Below are 16974 nucleotides of genomic sequence, written 5' to 3'. Positions count from 1 at the left end.
GCGCGAGTCGCACCGCGCTTGGGCCGCGTCAGCCGTCGTCGTCGGGCTTCGGCTTGGGCTTGCGGGGCTTGCGCGTCTGGGCCGCCACCACCTTGCGCGACCGCGCGCGATGGGCGTGCCCGTAGACGCGATCAAACATCGCGCGCGTGATGCCCGCGTAGCTGCACACGTCCTCGACGTCGACGCCGGGGGTCTCGGCCAACCACGTGATGCCCGTGTGCCTGAGCGTGTGGCGGACGATCACCTTCGGCGCTCCGTCATCGCGCAGGAACAGCCGCCGCGGCTCCAGCCCCACCGCCTCGCGCCGCGCGTCGTCCGCCCGGGCCGCCGCGACCGCGGCCTCGACGACGAGGACGAAACCGGCCTTCGGGTCGACCGGCCTCGACCGCATCTGGACGACGTAACGGTCGCCGGGGACCTCGCGGCCACGGACCGTGTGCGGAGACGACCATCGGCGCATGGCAGAGACCAAGCGTGGGCTGAGGTCGATGGTGGGGGCCTTCTTTTTGGTGACCTTCGTCCCGGGCGCCTGCCGGTAGAGGACGCCCTTCTGCAGATCGACCCAGGGCCGGCCGGGCTCGGGCGCGTAGCTCGCCTCGTAGACGCGCGAGCTCCGGCTGCACGTCGCGATCGCGACCACGATGAACCGCCCGACGTGGGCCCACGGGCGCTGCGACCCGCCGACCTCCTCCAGCTTGCCCCCGATCAACTTCCGCTTCCCGTCGACGCGCTGGAACGTCCCGCCCACGCGCCGCTGCTGCGAGTCGCGGTGCCGCCACGCCGTCAGCACCAGGGCGACGGCCTCCGCGAACGTCAGGTGGTCCTCGCTCGGCGCGGGCGGCGGCGGGAGCGTGACCAAGACGGGCGTGCGAAACAGGGCCGCCCGGCGCGCTTCGTTCAGGGCTGCCTGCAGGTCTGCGAGGCAGCGCCTGGCGTAGCTGTCGGAGCCGCACCACGAGGCGAAGTCCTCGCAGGTCGACTCCGTGACGAAGGCGACCGCCTCCTCCTTGAAGAAGGCGATCAGCTTCGCGACCCTCTGCTTCGCCTCGTTGAGGCGCGCGCATGGCTTCTTGCCGGACTCCCGCCGCTCCAGGTAGCGGTCGAGGACCTCGGCGATGCTGACCTGCATCAGGTCGCGGTCGGTTTGCGGGGCGGCCGTCCGCGCGGCGGCGTCGGCTTTCTCGACGACGTAACGCGCGACGGCGAGCTGGGCGGCTGCCTCGTCAGCCGGGCCTGGAGACGTGAGTGCGGGCTCGATCCGGATCCGGTCCCGCCCGTCGGCGATGCACCAGTGGCCACGGTCGGCGCGCCAGACCGCATGAGCAGGGAGGCGGGGTCGCGGCACGATTTGAGCTCCAGCAGCCACTCGTCGACCCATGCCGACGTGGTCAGGTATTCGCGCCCGGGCCTCACGGTCGGGAGCGGGCGGGTCTGGCGGGCGGCGTAGCGCCGGAGGTCGCGGCGCGAGAACATGCCGCCGAGCTGCGGGAGCTCGGCGGCACGGTCCAGCGGCAGGAGGGCCGTCGGATCAGGGCTCACGGCGTCGGGAGCCCGCGGATGACGTCGAGGGCCGCGCGGAGCTGCGCGGTCGACAGGGACTGGTCGTCGAGCGAGCCCGCGGCGAGGCGCATGACGCTTGTCGCGTCGGCCCTCAGCATGTCGCGCCGGTCGATCTCTTCCTCGATGTCGACGAGGAGGACGGCACGCGCGGCGGCGTCCCTATGACGGCTCTCGAAGCCCTCATGGGTCATGATGCGCCCCTCCCGCTTCGAGAGCGGTCGCGGCGGCGTCGGGGGACGGTAGTCCCGGTGGTCGACATAGGCGTGATACAGCATGGTCCGGGTGCGCCTTCGCGCGAGAGGGCCACGTGGCGCTATGGCGGGCGCCCCCGTGTGGCCGTTTCTCGGCGGCCATGCCTCTCGCCCGACTGCACTGCAGGCAGCACCCCAAAAGAGCCGCTTCGGCTCCGCGCACGGACCTCGACGGGGCCAGCCCGCCGCGAAGGGATGATCGCGGGCGGGACAGCTTTCCATCGGGGACTAGCCCGGCGACGGGGTCTCCCCCGCGCTGTCCGTACCATACCACGGTGACGCAGCACGTCACGGGGTGTCGTGGCGACACGGTTAACGTCCGTACGGGTAGGCGTGGTGCCTGACCAGGATGGTGGTGCGCTTAGGAGCATAGGCTGGGCGCAGGAGCGTCGAGGTCTGCGTCATGACCACGGGTCGCCCCTCGGCGAGGGCGACCATGAATGCCGCGTCGGCGGCGGCGGCATCGGTGTATCGGGTGCCGCGCTTGCGGCACCCGTGTGTCCAGCCGTCCACGTGCACGGCCCATTCGTAGCGCCACAGGCGCCACGGGTTGCCACTGGGCCCGACCTCGGCCTGTGCCGCGTCGAGGTCCCAGGCCGTCACAGCTCGAGCCTCCGCTGCGCGGCGGGCGGGGCCGGCAGCGCGGCGAGCACGCGGCCCAGATCCGGGCGCAGCTGCCCGAGGTGCCTGCGGACCAGCCCGAGGCCGACGGCCGCGAGGTCGGGCGACAGCTCGGGCAGCTCGGCGAGCCAGTGCCCACGGTGGCTCGTGGCCTTGCTCCACCCCATGCTGTTGCGCACGGCCGCGTGGTCCTCGTCCATGGTGCTGAGGAGCACGCACGCCTCGTGGACGGCACCGCGGACCTCCGGGTGGTGGCACCGCGCCACGTCCTCGGGCGCCGTCGCCGCCATGGCGCGCTCGACGGCGCGCCCCGCCTTGGCGACGGCGGCCTCGAACTTGGCCACGAGCTCCAGCGCCTCCTTCCTGGCCCCGAAGCGTCCCAGGCCGTCCGAGAGCAGCGCCCTTGCCCACGTCACGCTCTCCCGCGACAGGGCCCACGCATGGGTGTCGACCTCGTGCTGGAGCAGGTCCCGGACGCGGCGGGCCTCCGCGCGCTCCCGCGCCCTGTCAGCCTCCACTCGCGCCGCGAGGGCGTCGACGTCAGCCGGGTCGTAGGTGGTCTCGCCGCCCCAGTGGACGACGCGCGCCGCGTCGCGCTCGAGCGTGAAGCCCATTCGCTTGAGCCCCTGGTATCCATCGCTGCTGCCCCAGAGGTCGCGGAAGTCGTCCGTCGCGTGGGCGTGGGACATGCGACGGAAGCCGTAGCGCGTCGTCTGCATGCGCGTGCTGTGCCACCTCAGGCCCAGGACCTCCGGCGGGAGCGGGTAGACGGGCTGGTCGTCAGGCATGGGGGCGCTCCGGATTGGCGGTGAGTCCGAGGGGGGCGAGGCCGGCGGCGGCGCGGCGCTCGGCCAGGGCGGCGAGTCGGGCGGCCCGGGCGCGGGCGGGCGCGCCGCGGGCCCACGTGACGTGCCACGCCTCCGGCGGGCGCGGCGGCGGCACGTAGGCCGGCGCGGGCGAGACGACGGGGCGGGCCGGGAACCGCGCGCGCCCCGGCGGCGGTAGGCGGGGCGCGTCAGCCATCAAGAGCCTCCACGCGGGCCCAGTAGGCCTCCTCCGCCTGCGCCATGGTCCACGGGTCTTCGTGGTACCAAGGCGGCAGGTCGTCGCCGTCCTCGGGCTGGGGCGCGTCCGGGTCCGCGTCGTCGAGGGACGGCGGGGCGAGGTCCTCGTCGTCGTCGAGGTCCAGGTCGAAGTCGCGGCTGATGTCGAAGCGCATCACGCGGCCCTCCTCGCGCGCGTGTAGATGGCGAGGTGACCGAGGCACCAGCTCGTCGTCCCAACGGTGGGCTGGCAGCAGCACAGCCTGTCGTCGCCGAGGTCGCGGCACTGCCCCCGCCCCACGTCCAACAGCCCGACGCGGACCACGTCGACCGGGGCGCACACCACGGGCGCGGACCGGACCAGCGTCGGTCGCCTCGCGACGGGCGGCGGCGGTGGCGGCAGGGCGCCCGAGGCGACGGCGCGGGTGCGGACGCCGCGCACGACGTCGACGCTGACCCCGCAGCGCTCGGCCGCCTCGCGAGGGGTGGCGCCGTCGCGGAGGGCCGCGACGACGGCAGCGTTGCGCGCGACGTTGCGCGAGGAGACGGCGTCGTTGACGGGCGCGGGCACCGGGAGCCTGTGACGGGCGCGGTACCGGTCAACGATGCCGATGACGCTGTTTTTGGACCTGCCGAAGCGGGTGCCGACCTCGCGGCAGCGAGCGCCCGCGGCCACCGCCTCGTAAATCATGCGGTCCCTCTCGTCGCGCTCGGCGGGGGTGACCGGGCGGGCGGCGACGTCCCCTGCGAGGCCGGGCGCGCGCTCGACGGTCACGACGCCGTCGCGGCTGGTGCGGCGCCACGGGTGCGCGGACGCGTTGCGGGGCGGGCGGACGCGGGCGGTCACGGTCCCGACGACGAGTTCATAGGCGGGTGCGTTCGGCATGTCAGGCGTCATCCTCAGTGGTGGGGTTGTCGGGGAGAGCAGCGCCCGTGGACGCGAGCTCGACGAGGCGCGCCGCCCTGTGCGCCAGGGCGGCGTGTTCGCGACGGCACCACATGCGGAAGCGGTCCCGCACGAAGCGCCGCATGCGACCGCTCTGGACCACGCGGTCGATGGTGGCGGGAGCGACATCCATGGACCGGGCAAGCTGCCGCCTCCATGCCGGGCCGTAGGCGGCCTCGCCCAGGGCGGCGAGCAGTTGCGCGGGGGTCATCTGATGTGCTGGCACCATGCCTCACGATGCGCCCAAATGAGGCAAGACAGCAATCAGACAGAACAGGAACGCCTCGTGCGAAGAGAATTTTTTTGAGGCATCTCGCCTCTTTCTAGGCGGCGTGAGACTCTGCTCCTGGGCGTCGCGGACGGGCAGCGGCGCCACATCGGGAGACGGGCATGCTGGGTCTGTTGAGGCGCCTCACGCGGCCCGCGCCGCCCGTCCCGGCGCCCGAGCCGACGGGGCGCATGGTCACCACGCCCGAGTACAGGGCGGCGGTCAGAAAGCGCGCCATCCTGGCCATGCAGGAGCGCGCGGCGATCCTGGACGAAGTCGGCCAGGTCGCGCGGGTGAGGGCCAGGATCGTGGCGATGAAGACCGCGACGACCGAGGCGGAGACCATCAGGTCGTCCCGGTTCACCAAGGAAGGAGCGAAGTGATGCGTTTTCTGATGATGGCCCTGAGGGGCCTGGGGCGGCTGTGCGGCGCCACGGTCGCGTCGGGCGTCGGCCTATTCGACTGGGCGTTCCGGTGGTCGTGGCAGGGCCTGACGGGCAGGTCGCTGGACGCGGAGCGTGCCGAGCGCGTCCGGGCGCAGGCCGACGCGGACACGGCCGCGCAGGCGGCGGCGCAGGCTCAGGCCGACAGGCAGGACGCGCAGACGCGGCACGAGGAGTCCGCCACCCTCGCGGAGGCCCAGCTCGAGGCGACGAGGGAGCTGAGGGACGAGCTCAGGCGGGCCGAGGTGGCGCGCAAGGCCGAGGCGCGGCGGCCCAAGGCGGAGCAGCCCGTCGCGCCCCCGACGGCGTGGGAGCCGGACAAAGAGCCCGAGGGCAGCGCCCTCGCCCCGGCCGACGCGTGATGGAGGGCGGCTCCGGTGGCCGCCCTTTCGATTCAGGAAGCCCGGGCGGCCGCGCGTGCTGCCCGGGCGCAGGCAAGGCGGGCGGTGGAGGCGGCCAAGCGGTCCTCCGCGGCGGCACGGCCCTGGCGGGCGTCCGCGGCGCGGACCTGGGCGTCGCGCAGTGCGACGGCGCCACGCACCATTCGGGACGCCTGGGCAGTCGCGGCGCCCATGGCGTCAGCCCCCATGCGGGCCGTCAAGGCGACGTCGAACATCGTGTGAGCCATCGTCGCCTCCGCCTCAGATCACGACACCATGGCTGCCACGGGCCCGCCCGTCGCGCCACCGATTCGCCGCCTCATGGCTTCTCAGACGCTGGTCCACAGGAGAGCCGACATGACCGACCCCGCCCTCGTGCAGCAGCTCGCACGTCTCCTTGCCGCCAACGGCGTGCGGCCCGACGGAGCCGTCCCCGACGTCCATGAGCGGCGCCTGGTGGCCGACCGCGACCGCAAGCGTCGGTTCCGCGCGGCTGCCAGGGCGTCGGGCGAGCCTGTCGGCCACGCCCTCGACAGCCTCCTCATCGACGGTATCGCGCTGTGCCTCGAGGGCAGGTCGCGGACGGACCCGGTGACGGTCGCGATGTTGCGCGGCATCGGGGAGGCTCTGCAGCTCGCGGGCGTGGCGGAGACGCCTGACCTGCAGCGCCGCCTCAGGTCGCGCCTGCGCGTCGGGGCCCGCCTCAGGACGCGCAGGGACGAGGCCGCCGTGTGGGCCATGGAGCCGGACGCCATCACGTCCAGGTAACGCCCGAGAGCGCCGTCCCATATTACCTACGCGGACTGCGTCCTGGGATGCAGTCCGCGCCGCTCCCGCCGTCGGGCGACTCGCGCGTAGCCCAGGCTGAGCGGTCATCGCTCACGGGCAGGTCAGGCGTCCGCCCGAACCTTCGGCGCCTTGGCCTTCGATGCCTTGCTCGACGCGACCCGCGGGCGCTCCCTGCGGAAGGTCAGGGCCACACCCGTGACCATGCCCTTCCGGCGCCGCTCCTGCAGGTCCACGGACACGCTAGGGCACGCGCGCCCGAGGTCCTCGACGCCCGGCTCAAGGTAGCCGCGCACGACGGCGGCCGGGGAGATGACGGCGTCGTGGGTAGTATAGAGGGACCACTCGGCAGTAGTCAGGCGCACCGTCGCGGACCGCCGGTCAGCGAGCAGCGCGGCCGCCCTCAGGCGCATGACCATGCCGCACCTGGTCCTGAGCGCCCGGAGCTCGACCATCGGCACCTCGACGCGCGGCCCCGACACGTGCTCGACCCAGCCGTCGCTCATGGCGACGTGCATGCGTCCGGGGACGGGTGGCGTACCCCCCTGCCGCTTGACGCGCGCGACCACGTAGGTGCCCCTGTCGGCCCCTTTAGCGGGTATGATGGGTGCGGCCGGGGCGGCGACATGCGCGCCCCCGTCGTCTTCGTCACCATCCTCCTCGTCGTCGAAGTTGCGATCGTCCCCGCCGTCACATACGGGCGCCTCGTCCGCGGGCTCGTCCTCCTCGTCGACGCAGGCCGGGAAGCCCCCGCCCACGGGCAGGCCGTCGTCGCCCAGGGGCGGCATGCAGCGCACCTCGAGGACGTTGCGCACCCCGTCCGGCAGGCTGACCGCGTCGCTGCCCGTGGCCGCCAGGAGCGCCCTGAGCGGCACCGTGACGTCGCTGGCACCGTCCGGACGGTGGTGCTCGGCCACCAAAAGCATGCGCAGGCCGTGAGCGCTCCCGCCCGTCAGGGTCAGGTCGCGGCACAGGGAAATCGGCAGGGAAACGGCGGTCAGCGTGGTCATGGATCATGGCCCCCTTTCCCGTACATAGTTCACCGATGACGCATGGCGCAAGGGGAAACGTGTACCATGACAGAGAAACGTAGTTCGCGGGCCGAAATGCCCGGAATCATGGCCCCCATTTTGTGTCATGGTACACGCCATCCTCTAGGGTTTCGCCGTGCCGCCCGCCGACTCAGGACGGCCGTTCCGGCCACCTAACCAGTGAGCGAACGACGGGTCGGGAAAATCAACCCATAGTGTGGGTATCGTTTTCTGCTACAGTGCACCGATTGGGGGTCAACTCATGACGTGTTCTGTGTACGGTGACGGACAATCGATGCGTGTCGCTCCGCCACCGTACACCGATTGGGGGTCAACTCATGAGGCGTTCCGTGTACGGTGACGGACTCTCTCTCGCGTACGCGCGCGCGCGTTCTATGTAGCCTTCATAAAAGATTCTTGGCCCTGGCGGGCTTTCGGATTCTTGCGCTGCGCGGGCTTGGTGTCGGGAGGGCATGTCTTTGAAAGGCGGGCTGACGCCCGCATCTCCTGGCGGCGCTCCTTGGCGTCTTGAGCGCTTCGCGCAATGGATTCCTGATCGCGGCTGCGCCGCTCGGCGCCCGACCTCCCAGGGACGCCGCCACGTGGCCTCATGAGCCGCGCCCGCTCGTCGTCCCGTCCCGCCACGGCGATGCGCCTCCACGCCCGCCCTGAGCGTCCTGGCGGCCCGTCCGACTCCGCCCCGGCGCCCGCAGAATGTCGCCACGGCCAGATGCTGCCCACCCCGGCCCGTCCGATGCGTCGCCTGAGCCGTCAGGAGCGCCGCTGGCGGCTGTTTAGCGGTTCGGACCGGTGACGGCGCGTCCGGCGACGTTGAAGGCCCTCAGCGGGCTTCCTGGCGGCTCAGACGCGCGACCCGTTCGGACCGGCCCCGCTCAGGTCGGACTGAGGGCGCCTGGCGGCCTCCGCGCGGCACCGGCGTCCGCCACGCGGTGCGGTCCCGGCGGCGCCCATGGCGCGCGGTCAGCACCGGCCGCAGGCATGATCGGCAGTACAGATCCATGAGCGTTGCTGTTGCGCGACTTGCTCGCGGTTTCATGCGCGTATCCGCCCGCCCGACGAGACTATCTCTTGACAATGCCGCACCATGCGCTACTTGTTGATCTGTCTCGACACAGGCCACCACCATGATCGGGACGATCATGTTGAAGCCGTCCGCCGCAGCCGCGCCGGGCGGCTTCTTCGCGTTCAGGACCATCTGCGCCGCCCCTTCGCCGGGGTGGTGGGGTGGTGACCCGGCCGGGGCCGGAGGGTCAGACCGGGGCGGGTGCGGGGGTGGTGACCGGCGAGCGGCAGCGGGTCCCTCCTGGGCAAATCGCCCGACGGGAGGTTTGCGCTTGCCGGGGTCCACCGCGCACAGCCCCGAGAGTGGGCTGCGCACCCCGATTCCGGCTGCGCACTGCGCACCCGGCTGCGCACCCGCGCACTAGCGAGTGTCGCGTCGGCCTGCGCGCCTAACCCCCATGGCCGACCTCGCGAATCTCCCCACCGGCCCGGTGTCGGGCCGGGCCCTCGCCCGCCTCCTCGGGCTCTCGTCTGACAACGCGGTGCGCAGCGCGGTGCGCAGCGGGCGGCTGCGCAGGTGCGTGCTCCCCGGGGGCGGGTTCGACGCGCGCCTGGCGGTGGAGGAATGGCGGGCGGCGACGGACCCGCGGCAGCAGCGCAAAGTGACGGCCGCCACGGACGCGGCCGCCGCCTCGGACGCCAAGCGGTCCAGGGGCAAGCCCCCGGTGAAGGGGCGCGCGTCCCGCCCTGCCCGCGCGGCCCCGGTCCCCGCCCCGTCGCCCGCACCGCGCGGCACCGACGACCTGCAGGCCCGCCTCGCCGCGCACCGGGCCGCGCGCCTGGCGGCAGCCGCGCCGAAGGGGGCCGCGCCCGACGGCGAGGGCGAGGCGGGGGCCGACGGCCGGACCATGGCCGACATCCGGCGCGACATGCTCCTCGTGGAGGAGCAGGCGCAGCTCCTCGACCTCGCGGCCAAGCTCGGCGCGGTTATGCCCAGCGAGCCCCTGCGCGTCGGCGTGCAGACTCTCGCACGCGAGATGCGGGACGCCGTCATCGAACTGCCGGCATCGCCTGCCGGGGGCGCTCGCGAGGTCGCCGGCACGCTGACGTTCGGGGTCGATGCCGTCGCCGGCGACGGGGCCGGCACGGCATGCATCCTGCACCTCGACGCGGCCGGCCGGTTCACGACGGTGCTCGGCGGCAGGTCCTATCCCGCCAGCTACATCGACAGCGGGACCGAGACGTACATCCTGCACGACGACAGCCTGCCACGGTGTCGGGATATGGTCTGAGCGTACTGCGCCGAGCCCAGGCGTACGCGCGACGCGGCGATGGTCGGCACGGAAGGCAGCAAGATCTCGACGAGGTTTAGCGTCGGGGACTACCGGGCCAGACGGGAGCGCCAAGCCGGCGCGTCCGTCGACGTCGCTGAGGTCGCGGACCCGCGGTCGGCGGCCTTCGTCTGGGGTGCGCCGTTCTTCCTCGGACGGCGTGTCGCGCTCGTCATGGACGGCAGGAATAGCTCGGGCACCCCAAACCTTCAGGGTCCCTTCTACGTCCTGGGCTGACCTGGTGCTGGATCGCATTCAGACCTCACATTTTCGAGGTCATCATCGATGGCCGGTCATTCGGCAATGAAGTCCAACTATCGCGCAGCCGTTCAGTGATGTCGTTCGTCCCGCAGTCTCGACACGTCGACATAAGGTGAGCATGCCTGCACCATTGGGGCGAGCGGACATGCCGGTCGCCCCGCAGACGCCGACAGCTCGGTTCGACCGTGGTACGCAACAGTCTGCCCGCACTGTCCGAGTCGACCGGAACCACATCTTGAGCCTCCTCGTACGCCTGTTGCTGCTGGTCGCCATCGCCCTGACGCCGTCGCTGGCCATTCAGGGGTGGGACGGTTTCCAGCGGCACCGCGAACTCGCCAGGGCGTCACGCGACGCCGCGCTCGCGCAGACCCAGGCGCTGCAGGGCGACATGGTCCGCGCGGCCGAGGGCGTACGCCAACTCCTTGTCGCCCTCTCCGAGGTGCCGTCCATCAAGGATGGCGACGCCAGGGCCTGCACGGCCTACCTCAGGTCGGTCGGCGGCCGCTTCGGCGAGTACCAACTGCTCGGCGTCACCGACGCGTCGGGCGAGATCCTGTGCAGCAGCTCCGGTGTCGCTCCCGGAGCCTACAGCAACGCGGGACGGGCGTACTTCCGGCGCGCCATGGCGTCGGGGGCATTCGCCGCCGGCGACCTCGTCACCGGGTTGTCGACGCACCGCCCCAGCGTCCACTTCGCCCTGCCGGTGGCGCGGACGGACGGGACCGCGGCCGGCATCGTCCTTGCCAGCATCGACCAGGAACGCCTCGCGGCGCAGGTCGCCCAGTCGTCCCCTGCCCCGGGCAGCGTGGCCCTGGTGGTGGACCCGTCCGGGACGGTGGTGGCCGAGGCCAAGGACGGCCGCGTGCAGGCGGACGGGTGGACGGGCAAGCCCATCCCGGCCGACCTACGGGCGGCGCTGGCCACCCCGAAACCGAAACTTGTCGGCGCCACCGGTTCCGACGGGCGTACGCTCCTGTTCGGCATTCTGCCGCCGGACCCGCGCCTCGGCGGCCTGACGGTAGCGGTCGGCGTCGACCAGGCCCTGGCCCTGTCCGACCTGCACGGGCAGACCCGCAGCAGCCTCCTCGGCCTCGCGCTCGGCGCCGTCCTGGCGATGGCCGCGGCGACGGTCGGCGCGAGGCGGTTCGTCGTCGCCCCGTTGCTCAGGATCAGCGCCGCGGCCGAACGGGTCGGCAAGGGTGACCTCGGCGCCCGCGCCGAACTCGGCCGCCGCGGCGGCGAGGTCAGGGAGGTCGGTGCCGCCTTCGACCGCATGTCGACCGCGCTGGCCGAGCGGGAGAGCGCGAGGGAACGCGCCGAGGGCGCACGCCGCGCCAGCGAGGGACGCTACCGTACGCTGTTCGACGCCATCGAGGCCGGCTTCTGCATCGTGGAGGTGCGCTTCGAGGGCGGCGGGCCGGTCGACTACCGCTTCCTGGAGGTCAACCCGGCCTTCGTCGGCCAGACCGGCCTGCACGATGCCGTGGGCCGGTGGATGCGGGACATCGCGCCCGGCCACGAACAGCACTGGTTCGATCTATACGGACGGGTGGCGTCGACCGGGGAGCCCATCCGTTTCGAGAACGAGGGGAAGGCGCTCGGCCGCTGGTACGACGTCCACGCCTTCCGCGTCGACCGGCCCGAGGACGGCCACGTGGCCATCCTGTTCAACGACATCACCGACCGGCGGAGGATGGAGGTGGACCTGCGCGACCTCAACGCCGGCCTGGAGCGACGCATCGCCGAGGCCGTCGAGGAGCGCGGCCGCGTCGAGGAAGCCCTGCGCCAATCGCAGAAGTTGGAGGCGGTGGGCCAACTCACCGGCGGCGTCGCGCACGACTTCAACAACCTGCTCACGATCCTGCGCTCGTCCGTCGACCTCCTGCGCAAACCGGGCCTCGCCGACGACCGCCGGCGCCGCTACCTCGATGCCATATCGGACACCGTGGATCGCGCCGCCAAGCTGACCAGCCAGCTCCTGTCCTTCGCCCGGCGACAGGCCCTGGCCCCGGATACGTTCGACGCCGCGGCACGCCTGCGCTCCATCGGCGACATGCTCGACAGCGTGACCGGCGCCCGCATCCGGGTCGTTTTCGACGTGGCCCGGAAGGGTTGCCACGTCCGCGCCGACGCCAGCCAGTTCGAGACCGCGGTGGTCAACATGGCGGTGAACGCCCGCGACGCCATGGGCGGCGAGGGGACCCTTACGCTGGGCGTCGCGGTCCGCGCCGGCCTGCCGCCGATCCGCGGCCATGCGGGCAGCGCGGGCGATTTCGTGGCCGTCACCCTGACCGATACGGGTGTGGGCATCGCGGCGGAGCAGGTCACCCATATCTTCGAGCCCTTCTTCACCACCAAGGGCGTGGGCGAGGGTACGGGCCTCGGCCTCAGCCAGGTGTTCGGCTTCGCCAAGCAGTCCGGCGGCGACATCGGGGTCGCGAGCGAGCCGGGGCGCGGCACAACCTTCACGCTCTATCTCCCCCGCGTCGCGGCCGCCGCCGCGGCCGTGGCCGGTGCGGACGATGGGGGACCAGCCGTCGACGGCGAGGCACGCCGCGTGCTCGTCGTCGAGGACAACGTCGAGATCGGCCGCTTCGCGCTGCAGATCCTGGAGGACCTCGGGTACTGCGCCGAATGGGCCACCGACGCCGCCGAGGCGCTGTCCCGCCTGGACGGCGACGGCGCGTTCGACGTGGTCTTCTCCGACGTCGTCATGCCGGGTGAGATGGACGGGGTCGCGCTCGCCTGCGAGATTCGCCGGCGGCGCCCGGGGCTGCCCGTCGTGCTGACGTCCGGCTACAGCCACGTTCTGGCGCGGGAGGGGCCGCACGGCTTCGACCTCGTGCACAAGCCCTACTCCGCGGGGCAGCTCGCCCGAGCGCTCGGTCACGCCGTCGCGGTGGCGGCCGGCCAGCCCCCGGAAACTGCCGCTCGAAACACCGAAGCGTGACGTTGCACGAGTTCCTGCAGTCCCTGTACCGGCACCGGTCGAGCGCCGCCTTCCGCCACGGCGTGACCGTGCTCGTCATCGGCGTGATCAGCGCCGTGCGGTACGTGTTGCCGCTCGATACGGCGCCGTTCCTCCTCTACATGCCGGTCATCTTCCTCGCCGGCGTCGCTCTCGGGCGTTCGCCCGCCATCGTCGGGCTCGTCATCTCAACGGCCTTCTCGGCCTACTTCTTCCAGCGCAGCCCGCCCCACGGCGTCCTGTCGGTCGGCCAGGCGCTAGCCCTAGTCCAGTACGTCGTCATCGGCGGCGCGATGATCATGGTCTGTGGAGCGCTGCGCAACCTCATCGCCCAGAACGAAGCGGCCCTGGCGGCGATGAGCGAGCTGAACGCCACGTTGACCGCGAACCAGGCCACGCTGGCCGCCGCCAAGGAGGAGGCCGAAGCGGCCAAGGACACCGCCGAGGCGGCCAACCGCGCCAAAAGCGCCTTCCTAGCCAACATGAGCCACGAGCTGCGGACCCCGCTGTCGGCCGTCATCGGCTACACGGAGATGATCGAGGAGCAGGCGGAGGACGCCGGCGCCGACGACATGCTGGCCGACCTCGGCAAGGTGAAGTCCAACGCGCGGCACCTGCTCGGGCTCATCAACGACGTGCTCGACCTGTCCAAGATCGAGGCCGCCAAGATGGACGTCTCGGCCGAGGAGGCCGAGGTCGCCGCCTTCGTGCGGGACGCGGCCGTCGCGGTCGAGGCCATCGTGCGGCGCAAGGGGAACGCCCTCGAGCTTGACGTGCCGGACGACCTCGGCACGATGCACACCGACGTGGTCAAGCTGCGCCAGTGCCTGTTCAACCTGCTGAGCAACGCCGCCAAGTTCACCGAAGGGGGGCGCATCACCCTGAGAGTGCGACGTGAGACGGTGAAGGGCACCGCTTGGCTCGCCTTCGCGGTCGAGGACACCGGCATCGGCATGACGCCCGAGCAGGTCGAGCGCCTGTTTCAGCGCTTCGTCCAGGCGGACGAGAGCACGACCCGCCGGTTCGGCGGCACCGGGCTGGGCCTCGCGCTGAGCCGAGGAATCGCCCAGCTCATGGGAGGCGATATCACGGTCGCGAGCGTCGAGGGCCGCGGCACGACCTTCACGCTGCGCGTGCCCGCGGTCCTGCCGCGGCCGGAGGAGGCGACGGACGGGACGGGTCCCGCCGCGCCGGAGAATGCATCCGGCGACCTGGTGCTGGTCGTCGATGACGAGCCGTCCCAACGGGAGCTGACCACGCGCTTCCTGGAGCGCATGAATTTCGTGGTCCGGACGGCGGCCGATGGCAGGGAGGGGCTCGACCTCGCCCGCTCGCTCCGGCCCGGCGCCATCCTGCTCGACGTCATGATGCCGGGCATGGACGGCTGGTCGGTTCTGCAGGCGCTGAAGGACGACCCCGCCACGGCCCAAATTCCCGTTGTGATGGTGAGCTTCGTGTCCGACGCGGGCCTGGGGCTGTCGCTCGGTGCGGCCGACTCCGTGCCGAAGCCCGTGGACTGGGGCAGGCTGCGCGCCGTCATGGCCCAGGTCCGGGAAGCGGGCGACGTCCTCGTGATCGACGACGACGCCGACACGCGCCGCATGCTCCGGGGCGTGCTCGAACGCCAGGGATGGACCGTCCAGGAGGCGGGCGACGGAGCCGAGGGACTCGACCGTGTGCTCCACGCCCCGCCCCACGTCGTGCTGCTCGACCTGACGATGCCCGTGATGGACGGCTTCGGCTTCCTACGGCGTCTGCGCGAAACGCCGGGCTGTTCGGACATCCCCGTGGTCGTGTTCAGCGCCCGTGACCTGACCACCGCCGAAAGGGCCGAACTCTCACTCGCCGAAGTGACGCTCAAGAAAGGCGAGACGAGCGTTGAGGAGGTCGCAGCACAGGTGCGACGCCTGGATGCACAGACGGTGACGACCTCTGCCCAGGCATGAGCGTTCACCGGCGGCCTACCTGGGCTGATGCTGCCAGCCTTGGCCGGGTCAGACGACGAGGTTCATGGGAACGCCCATGGCTCGGACGTCACGGGCAGTGGCGGGGACGTGAGGCTCGATGAATGCAACAGGCTACGATCCATCACTTGTCGGACTGTCCATCGTCATCGCGGTGCTGGCATCCTACACGGCGCTCGATCTCGGCGGCCGCGTACGCGGCGCCACACCCGGGCGACGCTGGGCCTGGGTGGGCGCGGCCTCGCTCGCCATGGGGGGCGGCATTTGGTCCATGCATTTCGTGGGCATGCTGGCGTTCCGTATGGCCATGCCGGTCCTCTACGACGTGCGGCTCACCGCCTTGTCGTTTCTGATAGCCGTCGGAGTGACCGGGGCCGCCTTCGCCTTCGTCAGCCGCCCGAGTGCCACCCGGCGCGACATCCTGGTCTCGGGACTGCTGATGGGGATCGGCGTCGCAGCGATGCACTACACCGGCATGGCCGCGATGGAGGTGCCGGGGAATCTGGCCTTCAGCCCACCCATCGTCACGATCTCGGTGCTGATCGCGGTTACGGCCGCCACCGTCGCGCTGTGGCTCACCACGCGTCAGAACGACGTCTGGCAGAAAGCGGTCGCAGCCGGCGTGATGGGCGTGGCCGTCGCTGGCATGCATTACACCGGCATGGCGGCGGCGACCTTCACCGAGGAGGCGCATGGCGCCAACATGGCCCACGCCTCAGGCGTCGGACTCGGTCAAGAGAACCTCGCTCTCTATGTCTCGGGCACCACCTTCCTCATCCTGTTCCTGGGCATGTTCGCTTCCGCACTCGACCAGCAGCGGGCCGGGCGCGACCTCCACGCCAGCGAGGAGCGTTTCAGGGCTGCCGCGGAGGCCGTGGGTGACATCATCTGGACCACCGATGCCGACGGCAGGATGCGCGGTGCACAGCACTACTGGCAGCGCTTCACGGGACAGACCGAGGCCGAATGCGAGGGAACTGGTTGGACCACTGCGATCCACCCCGACGACCTCGGGGCGACCTTGGACACGTGGAGGTCGGCAGTGGACAGAAAGCAGGCATACGCATTCGAGCATCGCGTGCTCCGTCGAGATGGCATCTACCGGGTCTGCGCCGTGAGGGCAGTGCCGGTGCAGAACAGCGACGGGTCGATGCGCGAGTGGGTCGGGGTGCATGAGGACATCACCGAGCGGCGTGAGGCCGAGGAGGCGCTGCGGGCTGCACGCGACGCGTCCGAGGAAGCCAGCAGAGCCAAGAGCCTTTTCCTGGCCAACATGAGCCACGAGCTGCGCACGCCGCTCACCGCCATCATCGGCTATGGCGAGATGCTGAAGGAGGAGATGGAAGACGGGACCGAGCCTGCCGACCTCGCCCTGGACATGGATAAGATCCAGGGGAACGCACGCCACCTGCTCGGCATCATCAACGACGTGCTCGACCTGTCCAAGGTGGAGAGCGGCAAAATGGACGTCTTCGCCGAGTGGTTCGATGTGGAAGGCACGCTGCGCGAGGTCGCCGCGTCGGTCGAGAAGCTCGTGGCCCGGAAGGGAAACAAGCTCGTCCTCGACCTGCCGGCCTCGGACCTGGGCGCGGCCCACCAAGACGTCGTCAAGCTGCGCCAGGTTCTGCTGAATCTGCTGGGCAACGCGGCGAAGTTCACCGAAGGCGGCACCGTCACGCTGTCGGCTGGACGCCGTGAGACGCGTGAAGGCGACGCGCTCGCCATTCGGGTGGCCGACACCGGCATCGGTATGACGCCCGAGCAGGTGTCGGGGCTGTTCCAGCGCTTCCACCAAGCCGACATATCGACGACGCGGCGGTTTGGCGGCACAGGGCTCGGCCTCGCCCTGGCAAAGGCGTTCGGCGGCATGATCGGCGGCGAATTGACAGTCGAAAGCGAACTCGGCCGGGGGACGACCTTCTCCTTCGTCGTGCCGGCTACCTGTCCTACGCGCCCGGCTTCGTCCGAGGAAAAAGTCCCCGCATCCCGAGCGCAGGTCGCGGCCTGAACCCGATCCGCAGCCTCCCTGGCAACTTCCGCCCGAGTTTCAGCGCACGACAAGCACCTATGGATCGATTGTGACGGACCACATCCAGCC

At 71.4% G+C, this 16974-nt stretch carries 16 protein-coding genes and 1 pseudogene; 7 read left to right on the top strand and 10 right to left on the bottom strand.

Annotated features, from left to right (window positions below; all coding sequences use genetic code 11):
- Nucleotides 1-28 precede the first annotated feature (28 nt).
- The 8 genes from L7N97_RS26650 to L7N97_RS26615 form a co-directional block, all read right to left on the bottom strand.
- Entirely contained in the window at nucleotides 29-1345 is a 1317-nt protein-coding gene (locus tag L7N97_RS26650; RefSeq protein ID WP_237481512.1) for a hypothetical protein, read from the bottom strand.
- Nucleotides 1346-1535: 190 nt separating this feature from the next.
- Nucleotides 1536-1751: a hypothetical protein gene (locus tag L7N97_RS26645; RefSeq protein WP_237481510.1), complete on the bottom strand. Its 216-nt coding sequence runs from the start codon at nucleotides 1749-1751 to the stop codon at nucleotides 1536-1538.
- 372 nt (nucleotides 1752-2123) lie between these two features.
- Nucleotides 2124-2414 carry a hypothetical protein gene (locus tag L7N97_RS26640; protein ID WP_237481509.1) on the bottom strand — a complete coding sequence of 97 codons (291 nt, stop codon included), beginning with the start codon at nucleotides 2412-2414 and terminating at the stop codon, nucleotides 2124-2126.
- Nucleotides 2411-3220 carry a hypothetical protein gene (locus L7N97_RS26635; RefSeq protein ID WP_237481507.1) on the bottom strand — a complete coding sequence of 270 codons (810 nt, stop codon included), beginning with the start codon at nucleotides 3218-3220 and terminating at the stop codon, nucleotides 2411-2413. The genes L7N97_RS26640 and L7N97_RS26635 overlap by 4 nt, the downstream gene beginning before the upstream one ends.
- On the bottom strand, nucleotides 3213-3455 hold the full coding sequence (locus L7N97_RS26630; RefSeq protein ID WP_237481505.1) for a hypothetical protein: 243 nt from the start codon (nucleotides 3453-3455) through the stop codon (nucleotides 3213-3215). The genes L7N97_RS26635 and L7N97_RS26630 overlap by 8 nt, the downstream gene beginning before the upstream one ends.
- A complete protein-coding gene (locus L7N97_RS26625; protein WP_237481503.1) occupies nucleotides 3448-3651 on the bottom strand; it encodes a hypothetical protein in 204 nt (67 codons plus the stop codon). Before L7N97_RS26625 ends, L7N97_RS26630 begins: the two co-directional genes overlap by 8 nt.
- A complete protein-coding gene (locus L7N97_RS26620) occupies nucleotides 3651-4361 on the bottom strand; it encodes a hypothetical protein (protein WP_237481502.1) in 711 nt (236 codons plus the stop codon). Before L7N97_RS26620 ends, L7N97_RS26625 begins: the two co-directional genes overlap by 1 nt.
- 1 nt (nucleotide 4362) lies before the next feature.
- A complete protein-coding gene (locus tag L7N97_RS26615; RefSeq protein WP_237481500.1) occupies nucleotides 4363-4632 on the bottom strand; it encodes a hypothetical protein in 270 nt (89 codons plus the stop codon).
- 179 nt (nucleotides 4633-4811) lie between these two features.
- Between L7N97_RS26615 and L7N97_RS26610 the strand changes: the two genes are divergently transcribed.
- Both L7N97_RS26610 and L7N97_RS26605 read left to right on the top strand, forming a co-directional pair.
- The gene (locus L7N97_RS26610) at nucleotides 4812-5072 is read left to right on the top strand and encodes a hypothetical protein (RefSeq protein WP_237481498.1); all 261 of its coding nucleotides are present in this window, start codon (nucleotides 4812-4814) and stop codon (nucleotides 5070-5072) included.
- Nucleotides 5072-5494, top strand: a complete 423-nt coding sequence (locus tag L7N97_RS26605) for a hypothetical protein (RefSeq protein ID WP_237481496.1) — start codon at nucleotides 5072-5074, stop codon at nucleotides 5492-5494. Before L7N97_RS26610 ends, L7N97_RS26605 begins: the two co-directional genes overlap by 1 nt.
- A gap of 32 nt (nucleotides 5495-5526) precedes the next feature.
- On the opposite strand, the gene L7N97_RS26600 is transcribed toward L7N97_RS26605, so the two are convergent.
- Nucleotides 5527-5760 (bottom strand): hypothetical protein, encoded by a 234-nt coding sequence (locus L7N97_RS26600; protein ID WP_237481494.1) that lies wholly within the window; start codon nucleotides 5758-5760, stop codon nucleotides 5527-5529.
- Nucleotides 5761-5869: 109 nt separating this feature from the next.
- On the opposite strand from L7N97_RS26600, the gene L7N97_RS26595 reads away from it, so the two are divergent.
- On the top strand, nucleotides 5870-6280 hold the full coding sequence (locus tag L7N97_RS26595) for a hypothetical protein (RefSeq protein WP_237481492.1): 411 nt from the start codon (nucleotides 5870-5872) through the stop codon (nucleotides 6278-6280).
- A gap of 122 nt (nucleotides 6281-6402) precedes the next feature.
- Here the strand turns inward: L7N97_RS26595 and L7N97_RS26590 are convergent, their stop codons facing one another.
- Nucleotides 6403-7308 carry a hypothetical protein gene (locus L7N97_RS26590; RefSeq protein ID WP_237481491.1) on the bottom strand — a complete coding sequence of 302 codons (906 nt, stop codon included), beginning with the start codon at nucleotides 7306-7308 and terminating at the stop codon, nucleotides 6403-6405.
- 1502 nt (nucleotides 7309-8810) lie between these two features.
- On the opposite strand from L7N97_RS26590, the pseudogene L7N97_RS30410 reads away from it, so the two are divergent.
- From L7N97_RS30410 to L7N97_RS26570, 4 genes and pseudogenes are all read left to right on the top strand, one after another.
- A pseudogene (locus L7N97_RS30410) lies at nucleotides 8811-9920 on the top strand (DUF3443 family protein).
- A gap of 259 nt (nucleotides 9921-10179) precedes the next feature.
- Nucleotides 10180-12894 carry an ATP-binding protein gene (locus tag L7N97_RS26580; RefSeq protein ID WP_237481489.1) on the top strand — a complete coding sequence of 905 codons (2715 nt, stop codon included), beginning with the start codon at nucleotides 10180-10182 and terminating at the stop codon, nucleotides 12892-12894.
- Nucleotides 12891-14858, top strand: a complete 1968-nt coding sequence (locus L7N97_RS26575) for a hybrid sensor histidine kinase/response regulator (protein ID WP_237481487.1) — start codon at nucleotides 12891-12893, stop codon at nucleotides 14856-14858. Before L7N97_RS26580 ends, L7N97_RS26575 begins: the two co-directional genes overlap by 4 nt.
- Before the next feature lie 118 nt (nucleotides 14859-14976).
- A complete protein-coding gene (locus L7N97_RS26570; RefSeq protein ID WP_237481485.1) occupies nucleotides 14977-16884 on the top strand; it encodes a sensor histidine kinase in 1908 nt (635 codons plus the stop codon).
- The last annotated feature ends 90 nt before the right edge of the window (nucleotides 16885-16974 follow it).

The organism is Lichenibacterium dinghuense (genome assembly GCF_021730615.1).
GTDB classification, from domain to species: domain Bacteria; phylum Pseudomonadota; class Alphaproteobacteria; order Rhizobiales; family Beijerinckiaceae; genus Lichenihabitans; species Lichenihabitans dinghuensis.
This window is presented reverse-complemented; position numbering and strand designations above follow the sequence as displayed.

Excerpts from the sequence above, each read along its gene's own strand:
- L7N97_RS26570 (WP_237481485.1), top strand. The coding sequence starts at position 14,977 with ATGAATGCAACAGGCTACGATCCATCACTTGTCGGACTGTCCATCGTC.
- L7N97_RS26590 (WP_237481491.1), bottom strand. The coding sequence starts at position 7,308 with ATGACCACGCTGACCGCCGTTTCCCTGCCGATTTCCCTGTGCCGCGAC.
- L7N97_RS26605 (WP_237481496.1), top strand. The coding sequence starts at position 5,072 with ATGCGTTTTCTGATGATGGCCCTGAGGGGCCTGGGGCGGCTGTGCGGC.
- L7N97_RS26595 (WP_237481492.1), top strand. The coding sequence starts at position 5,870 with ATGACCGACCCCGCCCTCGTGCAGCAGCTCGCACGTCTCCTTGCCGCC.
- L7N97_RS26610 (WP_237481498.1), top strand. The coding sequence starts at position 4,812 with ATGCTGGGTCTGTTGAGGCGCCTCACGCGGCCCGCGCCGCCCGTCCCG.
- L7N97_RS26620 (WP_237481502.1), bottom strand. The coding sequence starts at position 4,361 with ATGCCGAACGCACCCGCCTATGAACTCGTCGTCGGGACCGTGACCGCC.
- L7N97_RS26645 (WP_237481510.1), bottom strand. The coding sequence starts at position 1,751 with ATGACCCATGAGGGCTTCGAGAGCCGTCATAGGGACGCCGCCGCGCGT.
- L7N97_RS26615 (WP_237481500.1), bottom strand. The coding sequence starts at position 4,632 with ATGACCCCCGCGCAACTGCTCGCCGCCCTGGGCGAGGCCGCCTACGGC.
- L7N97_RS26625 (WP_237481503.1), bottom strand. The coding sequence starts at position 3,651 with ATGCGCTTCGACATCAGCCGCGACTTCGACCTGGACCTCGACGACGAC.
- L7N97_RS26630 (WP_237481505.1), bottom strand. The coding sequence starts at position 3,455 with ATGGCTGACGCGCCCCGCCTACCGCCGCCGGGGCGCGCGCGGTTCCCG.
- L7N97_RS26635 (WP_237481507.1), bottom strand. The coding sequence starts at position 3,220 with ATGCCTGACGACCAGCCCGTCTACCCGCTCCCGCCGGAGGTCCTGGGC.
- L7N97_RS26600 (WP_237481494.1), bottom strand. The coding sequence starts at position 5,760 with ATGGCTCACACGATGTTCGACGTCGCCTTGACGGCCCGCATGGGGGCT.